Annotated in this window: 24 protein-coding genes and 2 pseudogenes; 21 read left to right on the top strand and 5 right to left on the bottom strand. The window is 69.3% G+C overall.

Annotation, left to right across the window (positions count from 1 at the left end; translation table 11 throughout):
• Position 1 precedes the first annotated feature (1 nt).
• Together AB8998_RS25245 and AB8998_RS25240 are read right to left on the bottom strand one after the other, a co-directional pair.
• Positions 2–484, bottom strand: a complete 483-nt coding sequence (locus AB8998_RS25245) for a DUF3060 domain-containing protein (RefSeq protein ID WP_369741755.1) — start codon at positions 482–484, stop codon at positions 2–4.
• 56 nt (positions 485–540) lie between these two features.
• Positions 541–918, bottom strand: coding sequence for a DUF3060 domain-containing protein (locus AB8998_RS25240; protein ID WP_369740640.1), 378 nt, complete (start codon positions 916–918; stop codon positions 541–543).
• A gap of 141 nt (positions 919–1059) precedes the next feature.
• Here AB8998_RS25240 and AB8998_RS25235 point away from each other — a divergent pair, with 141 nt between their 5' ends.
• The 8 genes and pseudogenes from AB8998_RS25235 to AB8998_RS25200 all read left to right on the top strand — a co-directional run bounded on the left by AB8998_RS25235 (position 1060) and on the right by AB8998_RS25200 (position 8574).
• A complete protein-coding gene (locus AB8998_RS25235; RefSeq protein WP_369740638.1) occupies positions 1060–1716 on the top strand; it encodes a TetR/AcrR family transcriptional regulator in 657 nt (218 codons plus the stop codon).
• 257 nt (positions 1717–1973) lie between these two features.
• Positions 1974–2348, top strand: coding sequence for a 30S ribosomal protein S12 (gene rpsL / locus AB8998_RS25230; protein ID WP_369740636.1), 375 nt, complete (start codon positions 1974–1976; stop codon positions 2346–2348).
• A complete protein-coding gene (gene rpsG / locus AB8998_RS25225; RefSeq protein WP_044509806.1) occupies positions 2348–2818 on the top strand; it encodes a 30S ribosomal protein S7 in 471 nt (156 codons plus the stop codon). Before rpsL ends, rpsG begins: the two co-directional genes overlap by 1 nt.
• Positions 2819–2901: 83 nt before the next feature.
• On the top strand, positions 2902–5007 hold the full coding sequence (gene fusA, locus AB8998_RS25220; RefSeq protein WP_369740634.1) for an elongation factor G: 2106 nt from the start codon (positions 2902–2904) through the stop codon (positions 5005–5007).
• A gap of 110 nt (positions 5008–5117) precedes the next feature.
• The gene (gene tuf, locus AB8998_RS25215) at positions 5118–6308 is read left to right on the top strand and encodes an elongation factor Tu (RefSeq protein WP_369740633.1); all 1191 of its coding nucleotides are present in this window, start codon (positions 5118–5120) and stop codon (positions 6306–6308) included.
• A 97-nt stretch (positions 6309–6405) separates the two neighbouring features.
• A pseudogene (locus tag AB8998_RS25210) lies at positions 6406–6507 on the top strand (SHOCT domain-containing protein); the annotation flags it as partial.
• 50 nt (positions 6508–6557) lie between these two features.
• Positions 6558–7376: a mycofactocin-coupled SDR family oxidoreductase gene (locus AB8998_RS25205; protein WP_369740631.1), complete on the top strand. Its 819-nt coding sequence runs from the start codon at positions 6558–6560 to the stop codon at positions 7374–7376.
• 25 nt (positions 7377–7401) lie between these two features.
• Entirely contained in the window at positions 7402–8574 is a 1173-nt protein-coding gene (locus AB8998_RS25200; RefSeq protein ID WP_369740629.1) for an NAD(P)/FAD-dependent oxidoreductase, read from the top strand.
• A 28-nt stretch (positions 8575–8602) separates the two neighbouring features.
• On the opposite strand, the gene AB8998_RS25195 is transcribed toward AB8998_RS25200, so the two are convergent.
• Positions 8603–9649, bottom strand: coding sequence for a DUF2332 domain-containing protein (locus AB8998_RS25195; RefSeq protein ID WP_369740627.1), 1047 nt, complete (start codon positions 9647–9649; stop codon positions 8603–8605).
• The gene (gene mftR, locus AB8998_RS25190) at positions 9646–10239 is read right to left on the bottom strand and encodes a mycofactocin system transcriptional regulator (protein ID WP_369740626.1); all 594 of its coding nucleotides are present in this window, start codon (positions 10237–10239) and stop codon (positions 9646–9648) included. Before mftR ends, AB8998_RS25195 begins: the two co-directional genes overlap by 4 nt.
• A gap of 98 nt (positions 10240–10337) precedes the next feature.
• On the opposite strand from mftR, the gene mftA reads away from it, so the two are divergent.
• The 7 genes from mftA (at position 10338) to mftG (ending at position 16907) form a co-directional block, all read left to right on the top strand.
• Positions 10338–10427: a mycofactocin precursor MftA gene (mftA, locus tag AB8998_RS25185; RefSeq protein WP_144951011.1), complete on the top strand. Its 90-nt coding sequence runs from the start codon at positions 10338–10340 to the stop codon at positions 10425–10427.
• 4 nt (positions 10428–10431) lie between these two features.
• The gene (gene mftB, locus AB8998_RS25180; protein WP_369740624.1) at positions 10432–10704 is read left to right on the top strand and encodes a mycofactocin biosynthesis chaperone MftB; all 273 of its coding nucleotides are present in this window, start codon (positions 10432–10434) and stop codon (positions 10702–10704) included.
• Positions 10701–11873, top strand: a complete 1173-nt coding sequence (gene mftC / locus AB8998_RS25175) for a mycofactocin radical SAM maturase (RefSeq protein ID WP_369740623.1) — start codon at positions 10701–10703, stop codon at positions 11871–11873. The genes mftB and mftC overlap by 4 nt, the downstream gene beginning before the upstream one ends.
• Before the next feature lie 2 nt (positions 11874–11875).
• The gene (gene mftD, locus AB8998_RS25170; protein WP_369740621.1) at positions 11876–13078 is read left to right on the top strand and encodes a pre-mycofactocin synthase MftD; all 1203 of its coding nucleotides are present in this window, start codon (positions 11876–11878) and stop codon (positions 13076–13078) included.
• A 112-nt stretch (positions 13079–13190) separates the two neighbouring features.
• Positions 13191–13916 (top strand): mycofactocin biosynthesis peptidyl-dipeptidase MftE, encoded by a 726-nt coding sequence (gene mftE, locus AB8998_RS25165; protein ID WP_369740620.1) that lies wholly within the window; start codon positions 13191–13193, stop codon positions 13914–13916.
• Entirely contained in the window at positions 13913–15325 is a 1413-nt protein-coding gene (gene mftF / locus AB8998_RS25160) for a mycofactocin biosynthesis glycosyltransferase MftF (protein WP_369740619.1), read from the top strand. Before mftE ends, mftF begins: the two co-directional genes overlap by 4 nt.
• Before the next feature lie 145 nt (positions 15326–15470).
• On the top strand, positions 15471–16907 hold the full coding sequence (gene mftG / locus AB8998_RS25155) for a mycofactocin dehydrogenase MftG (RefSeq protein WP_369740617.1): 1437 nt from the start codon (positions 15471–15473) through the stop codon (positions 16905–16907).
• Between the two features lie 33 nt (positions 16908–16940).
• On the opposite strand, the gene AB8998_RS25150 is transcribed toward mftG, so the two are convergent.
• Entirely contained in the window at positions 16941–17810 is an 870-nt protein-coding gene (locus tag AB8998_RS25150) for a PE family protein (protein ID WP_369740615.1), read from the bottom strand.
• 593 nt (positions 17811–18403) lie between these two features.
• Between AB8998_RS25150 and AB8998_RS25145 the strand changes: the two are divergent.
• From AB8998_RS25145 to rplB, 6 genes and pseudogenes are all read left to right on the top strand, one after another.
• Positions 18404–18655 (top strand): annotated as a pseudogene (locus AB8998_RS25145) (TetR/AcrR family transcriptional regulator); the annotation flags it as partial.
• A gap of 461 nt (positions 18656–19116) precedes the next feature.
• Positions 19117–19422 carry a 30S ribosomal protein S10 gene (gene rpsJ, locus AB8998_RS25140; protein WP_003873519.1) on the top strand — a complete coding sequence of 102 codons (306 nt, stop codon included), beginning with the start codon at positions 19117–19119 and terminating at the stop codon, positions 19420–19422.
• A 14-nt stretch (positions 19423–19436) separates the two neighbouring features.
• On the top strand, positions 19437–20090 hold the full coding sequence (rplC, locus tag AB8998_RS25135) for a 50S ribosomal protein L3 (protein WP_369740610.1): 654 nt from the start codon (positions 19437–19439) through the stop codon (positions 20088–20090).
• A complete protein-coding gene (gene rplD, locus AB8998_RS25130; protein WP_369740609.1) occupies positions 20090–20743 on the top strand; it encodes a 50S ribosomal protein L4 in 654 nt (217 codons plus the stop codon). The genes rplC and rplD overlap by 1 nt, the downstream gene beginning before the upstream one ends.
• On the top strand, positions 20743–21045 hold the full coding sequence (rplW, locus tag AB8998_RS25125) for a 50S ribosomal protein L23 (RefSeq protein WP_369740607.1): 303 nt from the start codon (positions 20743–20745) through the stop codon (positions 21043–21045). The genes rplD and rplW overlap by 1 nt, the downstream gene beginning before the upstream one ends.
• A gap of 29 nt (positions 21046–21074) precedes the next feature.
• Entirely contained in the window at positions 21075–21917 is an 843-nt protein-coding gene (gene rplB / locus AB8998_RS25120; RefSeq protein WP_369740606.1) for a 50S ribosomal protein L2, read from the top strand.
• Positions 21918–21923 lie beyond the last annotated feature (6 nt).

The raw sequence follows: 21923 nt of genomic DNA, 5'->3' as shown, positions 1-21923 counted from the left end.
GTCAGCTGCCCTTGTTGATGGTGTTGCCCGAGCCGATGTCGTCCACCTTGGGGCTGCCGCCCTTGTAGGTGATGGTGTTGTTGAGCCCGAGCACGGTGATGCGGGTGTTGACCTTGTCGATGGTGATCGTGTTGTTCGCGCCGCCGACGGACACCGTTTCGCAGGTACCGGTGATGGTCAGCGTGTTGCCGTTGCCGCCGACGTTCAGCGATTTCCCGTCGGCGCAGTTCAGGGTGGCCGTGGTGTTCATCGATCCGTAGTTCAGCGTGTTCCCGATCTGGACCGATGCGGTGGTGCTTGCGCCGCTCGTGCTCGTCGGCGCGGCCCCACCGCTCGTCGTCGAGGCCGGGCTGCTCGACGTCGTCGTCGGGGTGCCGGGCGGGTTGGCCGTGGAACTGCAGCCCGCCAGGACGACGGCGGCGACGGCCGGGGCGAGGGCGAGCGCGCCCAGGCGAAGGGGGTGGTCGGTGAAGTTGGCGCGCATCGCTTCCGGGTTCTCCTCGCTCGTTGACGGCAATCTCACTGACGGTCGCTGGCTTGTCATGCGGGCACCTGCTGGAGACGGTTTACCATGCCCAGTTCACGGCCGCGGTCCCACAGGAACGGCGTGCCGTTGTGATAGAACACCGTCTCGTCGGACCCGTAGACGGTGATGTCATGGGTGACCGTGTCCGCGACGACGGTGTTGCCCGAGCCCATGACGGTCACCGCATAGCAGGTCCCCAACGCGGTGATGACGTTGCGGGTGCCGTTGACCAGCAGCGTTGCATCGTTGCAGTCCACCGTCTGTTCGGCGCCCTCCCCGACGATATGGGTGTCGCCGTTCTTGGCGTGCGCGGCCGGGGCCGGCGCGGCGGGGACCGCGGCGAGGGTGACGACGCAGGTTGCCAGCGATCCGGCGACGGTTGTCCACTTCACTGCGGGCCCCCTTTGCGACGGGTGAATCTGCACGACTGAGACTACGTGCAGTCGGCGCTGCCGTGGCAGGGTTATTTGCATTTACCGCGCCCCACTAGAGTCATTAGTTGACCCCCGTCTGCGCAATCGAAGGGCATCCGCATGGCAGCTCGGCCGGAACCGCCGTCGGCGGCCGGGCGCCAGCGGGCCGGCAAGTCCGCCTCCCGTCCGGCGAAGCTGAGCCGGGAGGGCATCGTCGACGGCGCGCTGGCGTTCCTGGACCGGGAGGGCTGGGATTCGCTGACCATCAACGCGCTGGCTACACAGCTGGGCACCAAAGGCCCCTCGCTCTACAACCACGTGGACAGCCTCGAGGATTTGCGCCGCGCGGTGCGGATCCGGGTCATCGACGACATCATCATGATGCTGAACCGCGTCGGTGAGGGGCGGGCCCGCGACGACGCGGTGCTGGTCATGGCCGGCGCCTACCGCAGCTATGCGCATCACCACCCCGGACGGTACTCGGCGTTCACCCGGATGCCGCTGGGTGGTGACGACCCCGAGTACACCTCCGCGACCAGGAGCGCGGCCGCACCGGTGATCGCCGTGCTGACCTCCTACGGCCTCGACGGCGAGGAGGCGTTCTACGCGGCGCTGGAGTTCTGGTCCGCCTTGCACGGGTTCGTGCTGCTGGAAATGACCGGTGTCATGGACGAGATCGACACCGACGCGCTGTTCTCCGACATGGTGCTGCGCCTGGCGGCGGGCCTGGAAAGGCGCACCGCGGAGCACGCCGCACCGGGAGGTGCCCCGGGGTGACGGGCGCCGCTTTGACCTGCCAGACCGGCGGCGGGTATCGTGGAAGCTCGTGCCTGGCGGCTTACGGCGCCTGACGTAAGTAAACGGATGCCGGGCAAATTCGCATGTCCACGGCGCATCCGGAGAAATCCGCTGCCGCAGGCGTGCGACACACCCGGACGCGGGGTAACGCGGCCGGACATAACTGCAGTACGACGACTTGAAGAACGCCCGCGAGACCGAAACGCCTCGAACGCTCAACACAGAAAGCCTCCTAGATGCCAACCATTCAGCAGCTGGTCCGCAAGGGCCGCCGGGACAAGATCGCTAAGGTCAAGACCGCGGCCCTCAAGGGCAGCCCGCAGCGTCGTGGCGTGTGCACCCGCGTGTACACCACCACCCCGAAGAAGCCGAACTCGGCGCTTCGGAAGGTCGCGCGCGTGAAGCTGACGAGCCAGGTCGAGGTGACGGCTTACATCCCCGGTGAGGGCCACAACCTGCAGGAGCACTCGATGGTGCTGGTGCGTGGTGGCCGGGTGAAGGACCTGCCGGGTGTGCGCTACAAGATCATCCGCGGTTCGCTGGACACCCAGGGCGTCAAGAACCGCAAGCAGGCTCGCAGCCGCTACGGCGCCAAGAAGGAGAAGAACTGATGCCGCGCAAGGGACCCGCGCCCAAGCGTCCGTTGGTCAACGACCCCGTCTACGGGTCACAGCTGGTCACCCAGCTGGTGAATAAGGTTCTGCTTCAGGGGAAGAAATCCCTGGCCGAGCGCATTGTCTATGGTGCGCTCGAGCAAGCCCGTGACAAGACGGGTACCGACCCCGTCATCACGCTCAAGCGAGCGCTCGACAACGTCAAGCCCGCCCTGGAGGTCCGCAGCCGCCGCGTCGGTGGTGCGACCTACCAGGTGCCCGTGGAGGTGCGTCCGGACCGGTCCACCACACTGGCACTGCGCTGGCTTGTCAGCTTCTCGCGGCAACGGCGTGAGAAGACCATGATCGAGCGGCTGGCCAATGAGATTCTCGATGCCAGCAACGGCCTCGGGGCCTCCGTCAAACGGCGCGAGGACACCCACAAGATGGCCGAGGCCAACCGCGCCTTCGCGCATTACCGCTGGTAGGAGCCGGAACCGGCGCCGACTGGCGACAGTGGCCGGGCGCAACCAAGACAGCGAACTAAGCAAGCGAAAGTGGGAAGACCTCTGTGGCACAGAAGGACGTGCTGACCGATCTGACCAAGGTCCGCAACATCGGGATCATGGCGCACATCGACGCCGGCAAGACGACGACGACCGAGCGCATCCTCTACTACACCGGCATCAGCTACAAGATCGGTGAGGTCCACGACGGCGCGGCCACGATGGACTGGATGGAGCAGGAGCAGGAGCGGGGGATCACCATCACCTCCGCCGCCACCACCTGCTTCTGGAACGACAACCAGATCAACATCATCGACACGCCCGGGCACGTCGACTTCACCGTAGAGGTGGAGCGCAGCCTGCGCGTGCTCGACGGCGCCGTCGCCGTCTTCGACGGCAAGGAGGGTGTCGAGCCGCAGTCCGAGCAGGTCTGGCGGCAGGCCGACAAATACGACGTGCCGCGGATCTGCTTCGTCAACAAGATGGACAAGATCGGCGCGGACTTCTACTTCTCGGTGCGCACCATGGAGGAGCGCCTGGGCGCCAACGCCATCCCGATCCAGCTGCCGATCGGCTCGGAGGGCGACTTCTCCGGTGTCGTCGACCTGGTCGAGATGAAGGCCAAGGTGTGGAGCGCCGAGGCCAAGCTCGGTGAGAAGTACGACGTCGTCGACATTCCCGCGGACATGCAGGAAAAGGCCGAGGAGTACCGCACCAAGCTGATCGAGGCCGTCGCCGAGACCGACGAGGCGTTGCTGGAGAAGTACCTCGGCGGCGAGGAGCTGACCGTCGCCGAGATCAAGGCCGCCCTGCGCAAGCTGACCATCAACTCGGAGGCATACCCGGTGCTGTGCGGCAGCGCCTTCAAGAACAAGGGTGTGCAGCCGATGCTGGACGCGGTCATCGACTACCTGCCCTCGCCGCTGGACGTGCCGCCGGCCGTCGGCCACGTGCCGGGCAAGGAGGACGAGGAGATCACCCGTCGGCCGTCGACCGACGAGCCGTTCTCGGCGCTCGCGTTCAAGGTCGCCACCCACCCGTTCTTCGGCAAGCTGACCTACGTCCGCGTCTACTCGGGCACGGTGGAGTCGGGCAGCCAGGTCATCAACGCGACCAAGGGCAAGAAGGAGCGGCTGGGCAAGCTGTTCCAGATGCACTCCAACAAGGAGAATCCGGTCGAGCGCGCCAGCGCGGGTCACATCTATGCCGTGATCGGGCTCAAGGACACCACCACCGGTGACACGCTGAGCGACCCGAACGACCAGATCGTGCTCGAGTCGATGAGCTTCCCCGACCCGGTCATCGAGGTGGCCATCGAGCCGAAGACCAAGAGCGACCAGGAGAAGCTCTCCCTGTCGATCCAGAAGCTCGCCGAAGAGGACCCCACCTTCAAGGTGCACCTGGACCAGGAGACCGGCCAGACCGTCATCGGCGGCATGGGCGAGCTGCACCTGGACATCCTGGTGGACCGGATGAAGCGCGAGTTCAAGGTCGAGGCCAACGTCGGCAAGCCGCAGGTGGCCTACAAGGAGACCATCAAGCGGGCCGCGCAGAACGTCGAGTTCACCCACAAGAAGCAGACGGGTGGCTCGGGTCAGTTCGCCAAGGTGATCATCAACCTCGAGCCGTTCACCGGCGAGGACGGTGCGACCTACGAGTTCGAGAACAAGGTCACCGGGGGGCGCATCCCGCGCGAGTACATCCCGTCGGTCGACGCCGGCGCCCAGGACGCCATGCAGTACGGCGTGCTGGCCGGCTACCCGCTGGTCAACTTGAAGGTCACCCTGCTCGATGGCGCCTTCCACGAGGTCGACTCGTCCGAGATGGCGTTCAAGATCGCCGGTTCGCAGGTGCTGAAAAAGGCTGCCGCACAAGCGCAGCCGGTCATCCTGGAACCGATCATGGCCGTCGAGGTCACCACGCCCGAGGACTACATGGGCGACGTGATCGGCGACCTGAACTCCCGCCGTGGCCAGATCCAGGCCATGGAGGAGCGGGGCGGTTCGCGCGTCGTCAAGGCGCACGTGCCGCTGTCGGAGATGTTCGGCTACGTCGGCGACCTGCGGTCAAAGACCCAAGGCCGGGCGAACTACTCCATGGTTTTCGACTCGTACGCTGAAGTGCCGGCGAACGTGTCGAAGGAGATCATCGCGAAGGCGACGGGTCAGTAAACCCTCACGGGGAGTAACCTTGCCGGGTCACTGCAATGCCTTGGGCGCGGCACAACTGAAAACATCAACATTGCTTTAACGAGCACCAACAAGTCCAGGAGGACACAGAAGTGGCGAAGGCGAAGTTCGAGCGGACGAAGCCGCACGTCAACATCGGGACCATTGGTCACGTTGACCACGGCAAGACCACGCTGACCGCGGCGATCACCAAGGTGTTGCACGACAAGTACCCCGATCTGAACGAGTCGCGTGCATTCGACCAGATCGACAACGCGCCCGAGGAGCGTCAGCGCGGCATCACGATCAACATCTCCCACGTGGAGTACCAGACCGAGAAGCGCCACTACGCGCACGTCGACGCCCCCGGCCACGCCGACTACATCAAGAACATGATCACCGGCGCGGCGCAGATGGACGGCGCGATCCTGGTGGTCGCTGCGACCGACGGCCCGATGCCGCAGACCCGCGAGCACGTGCTGCTGGCCCGCCAGGTCGGTGTGCCCTACATCCTGGTCGCGCTGAACAAGGCCGACGCCGTGGACGACGAGGAGCTGCTCGAGCTCGTCGAGATGGAGGTCCGCGAGCTGCTGGCCGCCCAGGAGTTCGACGAGGAGGCCCCGGTCGTGCGGGTCTCGGCGCTCAAGGCGCTCGAGGGCGACGCCAAGTGGGTCGAGTCCGTCGAGCAGCTGATGGACGCCGTCGACGAGTCCATCCCGGACCCGGTCCGCGAGACCGACAAGCCGTTCCTGATGCCCGTCGAGGACGTCTTCACCATCACCGGCCGCGGGACCGTGGTCACCGGTCGTGTGGAGCGCGGCGTGATCAACGTCAACGAGGAAGTCGAGATCGTCGGCATCCGGCCGTCGACCACCAAGACCACCGTCACCGGTGTGGAGATGTTCCGCAAGCTGCTCGACCAGGGCCAGGCCGGTGACAACGTCGGTCTGCTGCTGCGTGGTATCAAGCGCGAGGACGTCGAGCGCGGCCAGGTCGTGACCAAGCCCGGCACCACCACGCCGCACACCGAGTTCGAGGGCCAGGTCTACATCCTGTCCAAGGACGAGGGCGGCCGGCACACGCCGTTCTTCAACAACTACCGCCCGCAGTTCTACTTCCGCACCACCGACGTGACCGGTGTGGTGACGCTGCCGGAGGGCACCGAGATGGTGATGCCCGGTGACAACACCAACATCTCGGTGAAGCTGATCCAGCCCGTCGCCATGGACGAGGGGCTGCGGTTCGCGATCCGTGAGGGTGGCCGCACCGTCGGCGCTGGCCGGGTCGTCAAGATCAACAAGTAGTCCAGTAGCGCAGCGGCGCCCATCCGAAAGGGTGGGCGCCGTTTCGCGTCGCGCGCTAACCCCACACGATCGATACGCGCGTTGTGGGGAGGCGGTGATGCCGGCGCGCTACCTGAAGGCACAGTTGGTGGTCCTGCTGTGCGGCGGCCTGGTGGGGCCGATCTTTCTGGTCGTCTACGTCGCCCTCGGGCTGGGCTCCAGTTTCGCTGCTAGCCTGGCTGCTGCGACAGGGCGGCGAAAGGGACAGACGTGGCGGGATCACTGCAGGGCCGGGTGGCGTTCGTTACCGGAGCGGCGCGCGGCCAGGGCCGGTCGCACGCGGTGCGCCTGGCCGCCGAGGGTGCGGACATCATCGCGCTCGACATCTGCGCGCCGGCCTCGCCCGGACTGACTTACCCGGCGGCCACGCCGGAGGACCTCGCCGAAACGGTCCGCCTGGTGCAGGCCGAGGGCCGCAAGGTACTCGCCCGCGAGGCCGACATCCGCGACGACGCCGCGCTGCGGCAGCTGGTGGCAGACGGTGTCGAGCAGTTCGGCCGGCTCGACGTGCTGGTGGCCAACGCCGGGGTGCTGGGCTGGGGCCGGGTCTGGGAGCTCACCGACGAGGAGTGGGACACCGTCATCGGGGTCAACCTGACCGGCACGTGGCGCACCCTGCGCGCCACGATCCCCGCGATGATCGAGGCCGGCAACGGTGGCTCGATCGTCGTCGTCAGCTCGGCGGCGGGGGTCAAGGCCACGCCCGGCAACGGGCACTACTCGGCGAGCAAGTTCGGCCTGACCGCGCTGACCAACACGCTGGCGATCGAGGTGGGGGAGTACGGCATCCGCGTCAACTCCATCCACCCGTATTCGGTCGACACCCCGATGATCGAGCCGGAAGCGATGATGCAGCTCTTCGCCAAGCATCCCGGCTTCCTGCCGAGCTACCCGCCAATGCCGTTGCAGCCCAAGGGCTTCATGACGGCCGACGAGGTGTCCGATGTGGTGGTCTGGCTCGCCGGCGACGGCGCCGGCACCCTGTCGGGCACGCAGATCAACGTCGACAAGGGCGCCTTGAAGTACTGATCGGCGAACGTGGTAAGAACACCACGTGACTGAACAGGGCATCGTGATCGTCGGGGGCGGGCTGGCCGCCGCCCGGACGGCCGAGCAACTGCGCCGGTCGGAATACGCCGGGCGCATCACGATCGTCAGCGACGAGGTGCACGTGCCCTACGACCGCCCGCCGTTGTCCAAAGAGGTGCTGCGCAAGGAGGCCGACGACGTCGCGCTCAAGCCGCGCGAGTGGTACGACGAGAACGAGATCACGCTGCGGCTCGGCTCGGCCGCCACCGCCCTCGACACCGCGGCGCAGACGGTGACGCTGGCCGACGGGACGGTCGTCGGCTACGACGAGCTCGTGATCGCGACCGGCCTGGTGCCGCGGCGCATCCCGGCGTTCGGAGACCTCGAGGGCATTCGCGTGCTGCGTTCGTTCGACGAGAGCATGGCGCTGCGCGAGCACGCCTCGCAGGCCCGGCACGCAGTGATCGTCGGCGCCGGCTTCATCGGCTGCGAGGTCGCGGCCAGCCTGCGTAGCCTCGGGGTCGACGTGGTGCTGGTCGAGCCGCAGCCGACGCCGCTGGCGTCGGTGCTCGGCGAGCGGATCGGCGAACTGGTGGCCCGGCTGCACCGGGACGAGGGGGTCGACGTGCGCCTCGGGGTGACCGTGGCCGAGGTGCGCGGGCAGGGCCACGTCGAGGCCGTGGTACTGACCGACGGCACCGAACTGCCCGCCGACCTGGTGGTCGTCGGCATCGGATCGCGTCCGGCCACGGACTGGCTGGCCGGCAGCGGCGTCGAGGTGGACAACGGCGTGATCTGCGACGCGACCGGTCGCACGACCGCGCCGAACGTGTGGGCGCTCGGCGACGTTGCCTCGTGGCGCGATGCGACGGGACAACAAGCGCGCGTTGAGCATTGGAGCAACGTGGCCGACCAGACCCGGGTCGTGGTGCCGGCGATGCTGGGCCGGGAGGCGCCCGCGACGGTCGTCGTCCCGTACTTCTGGAGCGACCAGTACGACGTCAAGATCCAATGCCTGGGGGAGCCGCAGGCCACCGACACCGTCCACCTCGTCGAGGACGACGGCCGCAAGTTCCTCGCCTACTACGAACGCGACGGGGTGCTGGTCGGGGTGGTCGGCGGCGGCATGCCCGGCAAGGTGATGAAGGTTCGCGCCAAGATCGCCGCCGGTGCGGCCATCTCCGAAATGCTCGGCTAGCGCGCGGCTTTCGCGCTCGCTGGTGGTCCTAGTGCCAGGTCACGGGTGCGCCGTGCGGATGGCACTGCCCCAGGACCGCGAGCCGGCCACCGGGCCAGCGGCGCCCCCGCACCAGGAACCGGAACCCGGAGCCGGACCAGTCGCGCGCGGGTTCCATGGTGAGGTGGGCGAACGGCGCACGCTCGTCGGCACGATCGGCCAGCGCGCTGACCCCCTCGCGTACCGCCCGGCGCTCGTCGGCGCTCAGGTACTGCCAGACGATCGAATGCCACAGCACCGTCAGCGCGCCGTCGGCCGGCGTCAGGCCCGCGACGGCGTCGGCCGCGGTGCGGCGCTCCAGGCGCGCCGGAACGGCGCGGGCGACCGCGATGGCGGCGCGCAGCCGGTCCAGCCGGGCGCCTTGGTCGGGCCAGACGTAGCTCAACAGGGTCGTTTCCCCGTCGGCTGCGCCGACGTCGACGGGGGCGATGTCGTATCCGTGGCGTTCGACGATGTCGATCGCGCGCAGGGGCGGCGGCCGGCCGCGCCAGGCGTCGTCGATCGTCACCGGCGAGTCCGCCGGTCCCCACTGCCTGCCCGCGAAGCGGTAGCGGTAGCGGTCAGCGCGCAGGTTCAGGCCCGCGCTCGTGCCGATCTCGAAAAGCCTTATCGGCATGCCCGATTCGTGGCCGATGCACAACAGCGCGCCGAGCAGCGCGGCGGACCGGCCGACCTCGTTGGTCTGGGGCGGTCGCTGCAGGCCGGCCCGCAGCGCGTCGACGTGGCCGGCCGCGGCGAGCGCGATATCGGGCCAGGCGGCATCGGCTGCCCACGCGCCGCCGGTGCTGGGGTACCAGCGGCGCAACGCGGGCGCGCGGCCGTCGAGAACCAGCCGGTGCAGCGCGCCGAGCAGCCGTAGCGGCAGCGCGTCGCGCGACGGGTCGCTTTCGTGTCCGGCCAGCACGGTCGCGAACACGCCGCCGGATTCGACGTCGCGGGCCACCAGTTCCAGCAGCTCGCCGTACATCGGGGAGCCCAGCTCGGTGCAGAAGCGACCCTGGGCCCGCAACGTGTGCGGCAGGCGCCCGGGGGTCACGTGCCCAGCCTTGCCAGCCCGGCGCCGACCGCGTCGAAGGCGTTGCCCAGCGCCACGGGCAGCGGCACCGACTCGTCGGCCAGCCAGTGCTCGTAGGCGGCCAGCGCCACCCCGAGCATCGTCCAGGCGACGGTCTGGGGCAGCAGGTCAGTCACCTTGGCGCCCAGCCGGCGGGCCACGAACCCGGCGATCACCTCCCGCCAGCCGGCGTACATCGTCATCGAATACGCTTGCAGCTCCGCAGTTTCCAGGATGACCCGCATCCGCTGGCGGTGCCGTGCGGTCTCCGAGGCGTCGAAGGTGTTGAACGCCAGCAGCGCCGCCCGCAGCGTCTCGCCCAGCGGCGCCGACCGGTCGGCGCCGTCGAGCAGGTCGCGCAGGTGCGCAAGGTGGGTGTCGAAATCGCCCCAGGGGATCGCGTTCTTGGAGGCGTAGTAGCGAAACACCGTGCGGCGCGCGATGCCGGCGGCCTGGGCGACGTCGTCGACGCTGACCTCGGCGAAGCCGCGCGCGGTGAACAGTTCGATGGCGACGTCGGTGATGTGGTGCGGGGTCGTCGAGCGGCGCCGGCCGACCCGGGACTGCGGCATCGTCGGACCCGCCCTTCCATTTCGGCACTCGATGCCATATTCTGGCGACGATTGTGACTCAACTCATCGTTGTCAAGAACCGGCGAAAGGCAAGCCCCGTGGACCACGAGACCCACACCGACACCGAACTCGTCACCGAGACCCTGGTCGAAGAGGTGTCCATCGACGGGATGTGCGGGGTCTACTGACCCCGTGTTCGACCCAGACCTCGGCTGGCGGCTGCACCCGCAGGTGGCGGTCCGCCCGGAGTCGTTCGGCGCGCTGCTCTACCACTTCGGCACCCGCAAGCTGTCCTTTCTGAAGAACCGCACCATCCTCACGGTGGTGCGGTCGCTGGCCGAACACCCCGACGTTCACTCCGCCTGCCGCGCGGCGGGCGTGGACGTCGCCGGGGAGGCGCCGTATCTGCAAGCGCTGGGCGTGCTGGCCGATTCGAAGATGTTGATACCCCAGGAGGTTCCGTGACCGCCACCGTGCCCCGGCTCATCGAGCAGTTCGAAAGCGGCCTGGACGCGCCCATCTGCCTGACCTGGGAACTGACGTACGCGTGCAATCTCGCCTGCGTGCACTGCCTTTCGTCGTCGGGCAAGCGCGACCCGCGCGAGCTGTCCACGCGCCAGTGCATGGACATCATCGACGAGCTGGAACGCATGCAGGTGTTCTACGTCAACATCGGCGGCGGGGAACCCACGGTGCGCCCGGACTTCTGGGAGCTGGTCGACTACGCCACCGCGCATCACGTCGGGGTGAAGTTCTCCACCAACGGGGTCCGGATCACCCCGGAGGTCGCCACCCGATTGGCGGCCAGTGACTACGTCGACGTCCAGATCTCGCTGGACGGCGCCACCGCCGAGGTCAACGACGCCGTCCGCGGTCCCGGGTCGTTCGCGATGGCGGTGCGGGCGCTGGAGAACCTGGCCGATGCCGGGTTCTCCCAGAACGGGGGCGCGAAGATCTCGGTCGTCGTCACCCGCCACAACGTCGGCCAGCTCGACGAGTTCGCCGCGCTGGCCGGCCGCTACGGCGCCACGCTGCGGATCACCCGGCTGCGGCCGTCGGGGCGCGGCGCCGACGTCTGGGACGAACTGCACCCCACCGCCGCCCAGCAGGTCGCGCTCTACGACTGGCTGGTCGCCAAGGGCGAGCGGGTGCTCACGGGTGACTCCTTCTTCCACCTGTCGCCGCTGGGCGCCTCCGGCGCCCTGGCCGGGCTGAACATGTGTGGGGCCGGCCGGGTGGTGTGCCTGATCGACCCGGTGGGCGACGTGTACGCCTGCCCGTTCGCCATCCATGACCGCTTCCTGGCCGGGAACGTGCTGTCCGACGGGGGATTCGACAACGTCTGGAAGAACGCCGCCCTGTTTCGTGAGCTGCGCGAACCGCAGTCCGCGGGCGCCTGTGGCAGCTGTGGGCACTACGACAGCTGCCGGGGCGGCTGCATGGCGGCCAAGTTCTTCACCGGCCTGCCGATGGACGGCCCGGACCCCGAATGCGTCCAGGGTCACGGCGAGCCGGCGCTGGCCGGCGTCCGTGAGACGCCGCGCCCGCGGGCCGACCATTCCCGGAGCGGGCCGGTCCCGCTCACGCTGAGCGCGCGGCCGCCGGCGCGCCTGTGCGAAGAAAGCCCGGTGTAGTGATGGCCAAGTGGTTCGAAACGGTCGCCATCGCCCAGGAACGCGCCAAGCGCCGGCTCCCGAAATCCGTCTATTCGTCGCTGATCTCGGCCAGCGAAAAGGGAATCACGGTCTCCGACAACGTCGCGGCTTTCAGTGAACTCGGCTTCGCGCCGCACGTCGTCGGTGCGCAAGCAAAACGCGACTTGTCGACCACCGTTATGGGGCAGGAGATTTCGCTGCCCGTCATTATTTCGCCGACCGGTGTGCAAGCGGTCCACCCCGACGGTGAAGTCGCGGTGGCGCGGGCCGCGGCGGCCCGGGGCACCGCGATGGGGCTCTCCTCGTTCGCCAGTAAGCCGATCGAGGACGTCATCGCCGTCAACCCCAAGCTGTTCTTCCAGGTCTACTGGCTGGGCGGGCGCGACGCCATCGCCGAGCGGGTGGAACGGGCGCGTGCGGCCGGGGCGGTCGGCCTGATCGTCACCACCGACTGGACGTTCTCACACGGGCGCGACTGGGGGAGCCCCTCGATTCCCGAGAACATGAATCTGTTGACCACCCTGCGGTTGTCCCCGGAGGCGATCGTGCGGCCGCGGTGGCTGTACATGTTCGGCAAGACACTGCGGCCGCCGGATTTGCGGGTGCCCAACCAGGGTCGCCGCGGCGAGCCCGGCCCCTTGTTCTTCAACGCCTACGGGGAATGGATGGGCACTCCACCGCCGACCTGGGACGACATCGTGTGGCTGCGCGAACTGTGGGACGGACCGTTCATGCTCAAGGGCGTCATGCGCGTCGACGATGCCAAAAGGGCTGTCGACGCGGGCGTCTCGGCGATCTCTGTGTCCAACCACGGCGGCAACAACCTGGACGGCACGCCGGCGTCGATTCGCGCCCTACCCGCGGTGGCGGCGGCGGTCGGCGATCAGGTCGAGGTGCTTCTCGACGGTGGCATCCGGCGCGGGAGCGACGTCGTCAAGGCGGTGGCGCTGGGGGCACGGGCGGTGATGATCGGGCGGGCCTACCTGTGGGGTCTGGCCGCGGCCGGTGAGCCCGGCGTCGAGAACGTCCTTGACATCCTGCGCGGGGGGATCGACTCGGCGCTGATGGGGCTGGGGCACGCCTCGGTGCACGACCTGAGCGCCGACGACGTCCTGGTCCCGGCCGGGTTCGGCCGGGCGCTGGGGGTGCCGCCCGCCGCCCCCGACCAGCCTCCGGCGGGGTGAGGTTCCTGGTACCTGCGAGGCAACCGTGACGCACGAGTCCTGAAAATCGGGGCGTTCGATGAACGCCCCAGGAAAAAATTGTTTTCAGGGGACAACAATTGGTGCACACCAGGTGAATTGGCCTTACCATCGGCGAGTGCCCGTACTCGGCGAACTGGGAAGTGCGACGTCGAGCCAGCTGTTCACCCCGTCGCTGCTGATCCCGGTGGGGTCCACCGAACAGCACGGCCCGCACCTGCCCCTGGACACCGACACCCGCATCGCGGCCGCGGTTGCGGCGAAGGCCCGGGCGCTTCTCGGCCGGGAATGGCTGGTCGCACCGGCCATCGCCTACGGCGCCAGCGGCGAGCACCAGAGCTTCGCGGGGACGGTCTCCATCGGCACCGAGGCACTCACGCTGCTGCTTCTCGAGTACGGCAGGTCGGCCACCTGCTGGGCCCGGCGCCTGGTCTTCGTCAACGGCCACGGCGGCAACGTCGCCGCCCTGGATGCCGCGCTGGGCCGGCTGCGCGCCGAGGGTCGCGACGCCGGGTGGGTTCCGTGCGCCGCCGCGGGCGCCGACCCCCACGCCGGCCACACCGAGACATCGGTGTTGCTGCACATCTGCCCCGCCGAGGTGCGGACCGACCGGTGGCTGCCGGGCAACGACGCACCGCTGGCCGAGTTGCTGCCCTCGATGCGCCGGGGTGGAGTGGCGGCCGTCAGCCCGGTGGGCGTCCTGGGCGATCCGACGACAGCGACCGAGAGCGAGGGGAAGCGCCTTCTCGCGGAGATGGTCGACGGGTGCGTGCGCCGCGTTGCCCGGTGGCGGCCGGGCGCCGACGGGATGCTGACATGAGCCAGCCCCGGCTGCCGGACGGGTTCGCCGTTCAGGTCGATCGCCGCGTGCGGGTGCTCGGCGACGGTTCGGCGCTGCTCGGTGGTTCGCCGACCCGGCTGCTCAAGCTGGCCCCCGCCGCCCAGCACATGCTCTCCGATGGCCGGCTGAAGGTACGCGACGACGTCAGCGCCCAGTTGGCCCGCACCCTGCTGGACGCCACGGTGGCCCATCCCCGGCCCGCCGGCGGCCCGTCGCACCGCGACGTCACCGTGGTTATTCCGGTGCGCGACAATGTCGTTGGAGTACGGCGTCTGGTCAGTTCGCTCCGCGGGATGCGCGTCATCGTCGTCGACGACGGTTCGTTCCAGCCCCTTGGGCCCGACGACTTCGCCGGTGCCGACTGCGACGTCGAGGTGCTGCGCCACCCGCGCGCCAAGGGGCCGGCGGCGGCACGCAACACGGGGCTGGCGGCCTGCGAGACCGAGTTCGTTGCGTTCCTGGACTCCGACGTCGCGCCGCGCCGCGGCTGGCTGGAGGCGCTGCTCGGTCACTTCTGCGATCCCACCGTCGCCCTCGTTGCGCCGCGCATCGTCGGCCTGGCGCACAGCGAGAACGTCGTGGCGCGCTACGAGGCGGTGCACTCCTCGCTCGACCTCGGCGAGCGGGAGGCGCCGGTGCTGCCCCACAGCACGGTGTCCTATGTCCCCAGCGCCGCGATCATCTGCCGCTGTTCGGCCATCCGCGAGGTCGGCGGGTTCGACGAGACGATGCAGTCCGGTGAGGACGTCGACCTGTGCTGGCGCCTCATCGAGGCGGGTGCCCGGCTGCGCTACGAGCCGATCGCGCTGGTCGCCCACGACCACCGCACCCAACTTCGGGATTGGCTGGCGCGCAAGGCGTTCTACGGCGGGTCGGCCGCACCGCTGTCGGTGCGCCACCCGGACAAGACGGCACCGGTGGTCATTTCGGGCTGGGCGCTGACCGCCTGGATCGCGATGGCGCTCGGGACCAGCGCCGGCCGGCTGGCCTCGGTCGCGATCGCCCTGCTGACCGGCCGGCGGATCGCGATGGCCATGCGCAGCGTCGAGACGTCGGCGGGTGATGTGCTGGTGATCGCGGCCCGCGGCCTGTGGTCGGCGGCGCTGCAGTTGGCCTCGGCGGTGTGCCGGCACTATTGGCCCCTGGCGTTGTTCGCGGCGCTGACATCGCGCCACTGCAGACGCGTCGTGGTGGTCGCGGCGGTCATGGACGGCGTGGTGGACTGGCTGCGCCGCCGAGACGCCACCGACGAGGATGCCGAACCGATCGGTCTGCTGACCTACCTGCTGCTCAAGCGCGTGGACGACCTGGCCTACGGTCTGGGCCTGTGGTGGGGCGTGTTCCGGGAACGCAACCTGCGCGCGCTCAAGCCGCAGATCCGCAGCTAGTGCCGCGCGCTCGGTTGGCCGGCGTGCGGGACGGCCGGCCCCGGCCCCTCTCGCTCGCCGGATGTGTTGGTTACGACGGGATTTCCAGCTGCTCCGGTGCGTGTCACCCGATGCCGGTCGCGGCTGGTCCCGGTTACCCGCCGTCGTGACCGCAACGGCCCCGCACAGCGACGTGCTGATCGTCGGTGCGGGCAGCGCCGGTTCGGTGGTCGCCGAGCGCCTGTCCGCCGACTCGGGCTGCACCGTCACCGTCCTCGAGGCGGGGCCGGCGCTCGCCGACCCGGCGCTGGCGCTGACCACCAACGGGATGCAGCTGCCGATCGGCGCGGGCAGCCCGCTGGTGCAGCGCTACCAGACCCGCCTGACCGATCGGCCCGTGCGCCGGATGCCGATCGTGCGCGGCGCCACGGTCGGCGGTTCGGGTGCGGTCAACGGGGGTTACTTCTGCCGCGGGTTGCCGCGCGACTTCGACCGGGCGGCAATACCCGGCTGGACATGGTCGGACGTCCTCGGTCATTTTCGCGCCATCGAGACGGACCTGGATTTCGACGGTCCCGCCCACGGGGACAGCGGGCCCATTTCCGTTCGGCGCACCCGGGAGATGGCGGGCGCCACGGAACTGTTCATCGCCGCCGCGCAGCGCGCCGGGTTTGCGTGGATTCCAGACCTCAATGACGTTGGGCCAGGTCAAGTTTCGGGAGTAGGTGCCGTCCCGCTCAACATCGTCGACGGCGTGCGCAAGGGGTCCGGCGCGGGGTTCCTGGTCCCGGCACTGGGCCGGCCGAATCTCACGCTGCTGGACCGGACGCGCGCGGTGCGACTGCGATTCGCCGGCACCAGTGCGGTCGGTGTCGACGCAATCGGCCCGCAGGGCCCGCTGACGCTGCCGGCGAGGCGAATCGTGTTGTGCGCCGGCGCCATTCAGTCGGCACACTTGCTGATGCTCTCGGGTATCGGAGACGAGGCGTCGTTGCGGGCCGCCGGAGTGCCGTTGGTGGCGGCGCTGCCGGTGGGGCGGTCCTGCAGCGATCACCCGGAATGGGTGCTCCCGACCGATTGGCCTGTCGTGCCGGGTCGGCCCGTGCTCGAGGCGGTGCTGAGCACCGACGACGATATCGAGATCCGGCCCTACACGGGCGGATTCGTTGCCATGACCGGTGACGGCAGCGCCGGCCATCCCGACTGGCCACACATCGGGGTGGCGCTGATGCGGCCGCGGGCCCGCGGGACCCTAACCCTGGTCTCACCGGATCCCGGCGTACCCCCTCGCATCGAGCACCACTACGACAGTGAGCCCGACGACGTCGCGGCGCTGCGCCGGGGCAGCGAACTGGCCCGCGAATTGGCCAGTGCGGCAACCTCTGTCGGGGAGCCCCTTTGGTCGACGTCGCAGCATCTGTGCGGCAGCGCCCCCATGGGCACCGACGACGACCCACACGCCGTCGTCGATCCCCGGTGCCGGGTGCGCGGGGTGGGCAATCTGTGGGTGATCGACGGTTCCGTGCTGCCGACGATCACGGGTCGTGGCCCGCACGCCACCATCGTGATGCTGGGCCACCGCGCGGCCGAATTCGTCGGTTGAGCCACCGCGGGCGCGCCGCGTGAGGCGCGCCGACTACTCCGCGACGGTGTTCCAGTGCGCCGCGGGCGCCGCCGCCACCGCCGTCTCCTCGCGCGCGGCAGCAGCGGGGGCCGCCGCCGGGGAATACGGCGGCGTCGCCGGGGAGTAGGCCGCCGAGGCGGCCGCGGCTACCGGCGTGCCCGTGCCGACCGGCATCGGCGGCATCGTCGCCGGGGCGACGGCAGACGCTTCCGCCTGCGCCGCAGCCGGCGCGCTGACGGCCAACGGCACGTCCGCCGGCTCCGCGGCCGTCGGCGCCGCAGCGTACGCGGGCGTCGGGGTCTGCATCGGCGGGGCGGGCGCGCTTGCCGACACCGCCGAGGCCGCCGGAACGGCCGAGATCGCCGCGCCGGGCGCCACCGCCGCCGCGGAAGGCGGCGCAACCGCGGTCGCCAGGGGCGCCACCGGGGCGGCCGGCGCGGTCCCGCCGGCCAGGCTCGCCGTCGCCGACGGCACCGCAGCGGCCGCCGAAGCCGCCGGCGCGGCCGTGCTCATCACCGGCTGGGCGTGCGACAGGGCCTGACCGGACTGGTTGACGGCGGTGCTCAGCATGCCCTGGTGAGCCGTTTGCAGAGGCGAGGCGTTGGCCGCCTCGGTGATGGCATATTGCGCGGCGCCGCTGTTCATCAACTGCACGAACTGGTCGTGAAACGCCGCGGCCTGGGCGCTGAGTAGCTGGTAGGCCTGTGCGTGCGCGTCGAACAGCGCGGCGATGCTCGCCGAGACTTCGTCGGCACCGGGCGGGGTCACGCTCGACGCCGGGCCCATCGCCGCCGCGTTCGCCGAGCCGATGGTCGAACCGAGATGGCCCAAGTCGGCGGCCGCCGCCGTCACCTGCTCCGGTGCCGCGATTACGTATGACATGTCACTTCCCCCGTGTGTCGAATCGCGTCCTAACGGATGGTATCCCGCAACCCGGGTTCCGCGGGGGCTTTTGGGCCGACCATACCGGCCGGTGCCCACACTGTCGACCTATTCGCAGGCAATCCCGGGGTACCCGGCCGCGCCCAGGAAAGGGCGGGCCGCGCCTGCAAACCGTTGCCGGGGCGGGCGCGACCCGCCGGTGAGGGTGACGACGTTCATGCTTTCCACGTAGATGGCCACGACGAGTGGCGATGCGCGCGCTGGAATGCGTCAGGCGCGAACAATGCGTCGCAAAAAGCGTGGACGGCACGACGCCGTGTCATGGACCTGGTTGTCATGAATCAGCCTTCGCCGGTCACCTCCCTTCGCTCGCTGATGCGACTACGCCGAGCGACCATGCGCGGTGGCAAGGGCCCGGCCCGACCCGGCGGCCGCCGGGCAGGTCGATGGGTGAGTCCGATACCGGGACAAGCGAATCCCGGAACGGTCCGCCGTCAATCAACATCACATTCACCCCAAATCGCCGAGATGATCTGCAGTTGTCGATATAGATTTGTGTTACCAGAAAAGTGAGATCCGTGCAAGAGGCCGCACGGCGGCGCGGGCGCCGGTCGGGCGCGACACCGTTCGACGCGGTCTTCGACAGCCCGGAGGCCGCCGAGCTGGGGGAGGTGGACCGGTCCCGCGCCATCGCCCTGCTGACCGGCGCTGGTGCTGGGCCGGCTGAGCACATTGCCCGATTTCGACACAGCGACCGCGCCCGCGCGGCCGTCGACGGGTTCCTGCACGTGCAGCGCGCGCACAGCCGCGCCGGCGTGGCGAGCGCGGAACCGGCGGGTGACTGAGCCGCCTCCGGTCGGCCCCGCCCGGAGGCGGCCTCCCGGCCCGCGAACACGCCGCTGACCGGCGCGCGGGCGGGCCGCTGGTAGCGTTCCCGCGAGGCGTGCCCGGGATTGGGCCGGGGATTTTGCCCCGGGCCTGATCTGAGGCATACTGTTCGGGTTGCCTTGCGCCAGGTTTTCGCCTGGCCGGGCATACGACCAGCGCCCGAACGGGCGCGTCCGGTCCCATCCTTGAGTGCGACTAAATCGGCCGTGCACGAGGCTGCGTGCGGGTGACACACCCGACCGCGGGGGTCGGTGGACCACGACAGGTAAACAGCGGCGCAGCATCCGGCGCGACGCTAGGCCGGCCCGGAGATCGGGCGGCCGAGCTGCGCGCCGGAGGGCACCAGGTCCGGACATCGGACCTCAAAGCGAACGAGGCCCGGACACGGGCTTCACGAGGGAATCAGGTAGGGAGAGGCGTGGCGGGACAGAAGATCCGCATCAGGCTTAAGGCCTACGACCACGAGGCCATCGACGCGTCGGCGCGCAAGATCGTCGAAACCGTCGTCCGCACGGGTGCCAGCGTCGTAGGGCCGGTGCCGCTGCCGACCGAGAAGAACGTGTATTGCGTCATCCGCTCTCCGCACAAGTACAAGGACTCGCGGGAGCACTTCGAGATGCGTACGCACAAGCGGTTGATCGACATCCTCGATCCGACGCCGAAGACCGTTGACGCCCTGATGCGCATCGACCTTCCGGCCAGTGTCGACGTCAACATCCAGTAGGAGATCCAGAGCTCATGGCAAGAAAAGGCATTCTGGGTACCAAGCTCGGGATGACGCAGGTGTTCGACGAGAACAACAGGGTCGTGCCGGTGACCGTGGTCAAGGCGGGCCCGAACGTGGTGACGCGCATCCGCACCCCGGAGCGCGACGGCTACAGCGCCGTGCAGTTGGCCTATGGCGAGATCAGCCCCCGCAAGATCAACAAGCCGGTGACCGGCCAGTACGCGGCCGCGGGCGTCAACCCGCGCCGGTATCTGGCCGAGTTGCGGCTCGATGACGCCGAGGCGACCGCCGACTACGAGGTCGGCCAGGAGCTGACGGCCGAGATCTTCGCCGACGGCGCCTTCGTCGACGTGACGGGGACCTCGAAGGGTAAAGGGTTCGCCGGCACGATGAAGCGGCACGGCTTCCGCGGGCAGGGCGCCAGTCACGGCGCCCAGGCGGTGCACCGCCGCCCCGGGTCCATCGGCGGCTGCGCCACCCCCGCGCGGGTCTTCAAGGGCACGCGCATGGCCGGCCGGATGGGCAACGACCGGGTGACGGTCCAGAACCTGGTGGTGCACAAGGTTGATACCGAGAACGGCGTGCTGCTGATCAAGGGTGCGATCCCCGGGCGCACCGGTGGGCTCGTGATGGTCCGCAGCGCGGTCAAACGAGGTGAGAAGTGATGGCACTCAAAATCGACGTCAAGACGCCGGACGGCAAGGTGGACGGCTCGGTCGAGCTGCCCGCCGAGTTGTTCGACGCGCCCGCGAACATCGCGCTGATGCATCAGGTGGTCACCGCGCAGCGGGCGGCGGCCCGGCAGGGCACGCACTCGACCAAGACGCGCGGTGACGTCAGCGGCGGTGGGCGCAAGCCGTACCGGCAGAAGGGCACCGGTCGCGCCCGGCAGGGTTCGACGCGGGCACCGCAGTTCACCGGCGGTGGCACCGTGCACGGCCCCAAGCCGCGCGACTACAGCCAGCGCACGCCCAAGAAGATGATCGCCGCGGCGCTGCGCGGGGCGCTGTCCGACCGGGCCCGCAACGGGCGCATCCATGCGGTCACCGAACTGGTGTCCGGCCAAACCCCGTCCACAAAGAACGCCAAGGCGTTCCTGCACAGCCTGACCGACCGCAAGCAGGTGCTGGTGGTCATCGGCCGCAGCGACGAGACCGGCATGAAAAGCGTGCGCAACCTGCCCGGTGTGCACATCCTGGCGCCCGATCAGCTCAACACCTACGACGTGCTGCACTCCGACGACGTGGTGTTCAGCGTCGAGGCGCTCAACACCTACATCGCCGCCAACACGACCAGCTCCGAGGAGGTTTCGGCCTGATGGCGACCCTCGCCGACCCCCGCGACGTCATTCTGGCGCCGGTCATCTCCGAGAAGTCCTACGGGCTGCTCGACGACAACGTGTACACGTTCGTCGTGCACCCCGACTCGAACAAGACACAGATCAAGATCGCCGTCGAGAAGATCTTCTCCGTGAAGGTCGCGTCGGTGAACACCGCCAACCGGCAGGGCAAGCGCAAGCGGACCCGCACCGGCTACGGCAAGCGCAAGAGCACCAAGCGGGCCATCGTGACCCTGGCGCCGGGGAGCAAGCCGATCGACCTGTTCGGAGCGCCGGCCTAGCCGCGCGTGAGAGGGAGACCAGATCAGACATGGCAATTCGCAAGTACAAGCCGACGACCCCCGGTCGCCGCGGCGCCAGCGTGTCCGACTTCGCCGAGATCACGCGCTCGACCCCCGAGAAGTCGTTGGTGCGCCCGCTGCACGGTCACGGCGGTCGCAACGCCCACGGCCGGATCACCACCCGCCACAAGGGCGGTGGCCACAAGCGCGCCTACCGGGTGATCGACTTCCGGCGCAACGACAAGGACGGCGTCAACGCCAAGGTCGCACACATCGAGTACGACCCGAACCGCACCGCCAACATCGCTCTGCTGCACTACCTCGACGGCGAGAAGCGCTACATCGTTGCCCCGCAGGGGCTCTCGCAGGGTGACGTGGTGGAGTCGGGCGCCAATGCCGACATCAAGCCGGGCAACAACCTGCCGCTGCGCAACATCCCGGCCGGTACGGTCATCCACGCCGTGGAGCTGCGGCCCGGTGGCGGCGCCAAGCTCGCACGGTCGGCCGGCTCCAGCATCCAGCTGCTCGGCAAGGAGGGCAGCTACGCCTCGCTGCGCATGCCCAGCGGTGAGATCCGCCGGGTCGACGTGCGCTGCCGCGCCACCGTCGGCGAGGTGGGCAACGCCGAGCAGGCGAACATCAACTGGGGCAAGGCCGGTCGCATGCGGTGGAAGGGCAAGCGCCCATCGGTCCGCGGTGTGGTCATGAACCCGGTGGACCACCCGCACGGTGGTGGTGAGGGTAAGACCTCCGGTGGCCGCCACCCCGTCAGCCCGTGGGGTAAGCCCGAGGGGCGGACCCGGCATCCCAACAAAGCCAGCAACAAACTCATCGTCCGGCGCCGTCGCACCGGCAAGAAGCACGGTCGCTAAAAAGCT

The organism is Mycobacterium sp. HUMS_12744610 (assembly GCF_041206865.1).
Taxonomy (GTDB): Bacteria; Actinomycetota; Actinomycetes; order Mycobacteriales; family Mycobacteriaceae; genus Mycobacterium; species Mycobacterium servetii.
This window is presented reverse-complemented; position numbering and strand designations above follow the sequence as displayed.

What these genes read in the sequence shown, in the direction of transcription:
- AB8998_RS25245 (WP_369741755.1), bottom strand. Translation starts at nt 484, where the DNA reads ATGCGCGCCAACTTCACCGACCACCCCCTTCGCCTGGGCGCGCTCGCC.
- AB8998_RS25235 (WP_369740638.1), top strand. Translation starts at nt 1,060, where the DNA reads ATGGCAGCTCGGCCGGAACCGCCGTCGGCGGCCGGGCGCCAGCGGGCC.
- rpsL (WP_369740636.1), top strand. Translation starts at nt 1,974, where the DNA reads ATGCCAACCATTCAGCAGCTGGTCCGCAAGGGCCGCCGGGACAAGATC.
- rpsG (WP_044509806.1), top strand. Translation starts at nt 2,348, where the DNA reads ATGCCGCGCAAGGGACCCGCGCCCAAGCGTCCGTTGGTCAACGACCCC.
- mftR (WP_369740626.1), bottom strand. Translation starts at nt 10,239, where the DNA reads ATGCCGCAGTCCCGGGTCGGCCGGCGCCGCTCGACGACCCCGCACCAC.
- mftD (WP_369740621.1), top strand. Translation starts at nt 11,876, where the DNA reads ATGGCCAAGTGGTTCGAAACGGTCGCCATCGCCCAGGAACGCGCCAAG.
- mftF (WP_369740619.1), top strand. Translation starts at nt 13,913, where the DNA reads ATGAGCCAGCCCCGGCTGCCGGACGGGTTCGCCGTTCAGGTCGATCGC.
- AB8998_RS25150 (WP_369740615.1), bottom strand. Translation starts at nt 17,810, where the DNA reads ATGTCATACGTAATCGCGGCACCGGAGCAGGTGACGGCGGCGGCCGCC.
- rplC (WP_369740610.1), top strand. Translation starts at nt 19,437, where the DNA reads ATGGCAAGAAAAGGCATTCTGGGTACCAAGCTCGGGATGACGCAGGTG.
- rplD (WP_369740609.1), top strand. Translation starts at nt 20,090, where the DNA reads ATGGCACTCAAAATCGACGTCAAGACGCCGGACGGCAAGGTGGACGGC.
- rplW (WP_369740607.1), top strand. Translation starts at nt 20,743, where the DNA reads ATGGCGACCCTCGCCGACCCCCGCGACGTCATTCTGGCGCCGGTCATC.
- rplB (WP_369740606.1), top strand. Translation starts at nt 21,075, where the DNA reads ATGGCAATTCGCAAGTACAAGCCGACGACCCCCGGTCGCCGCGGCGCC.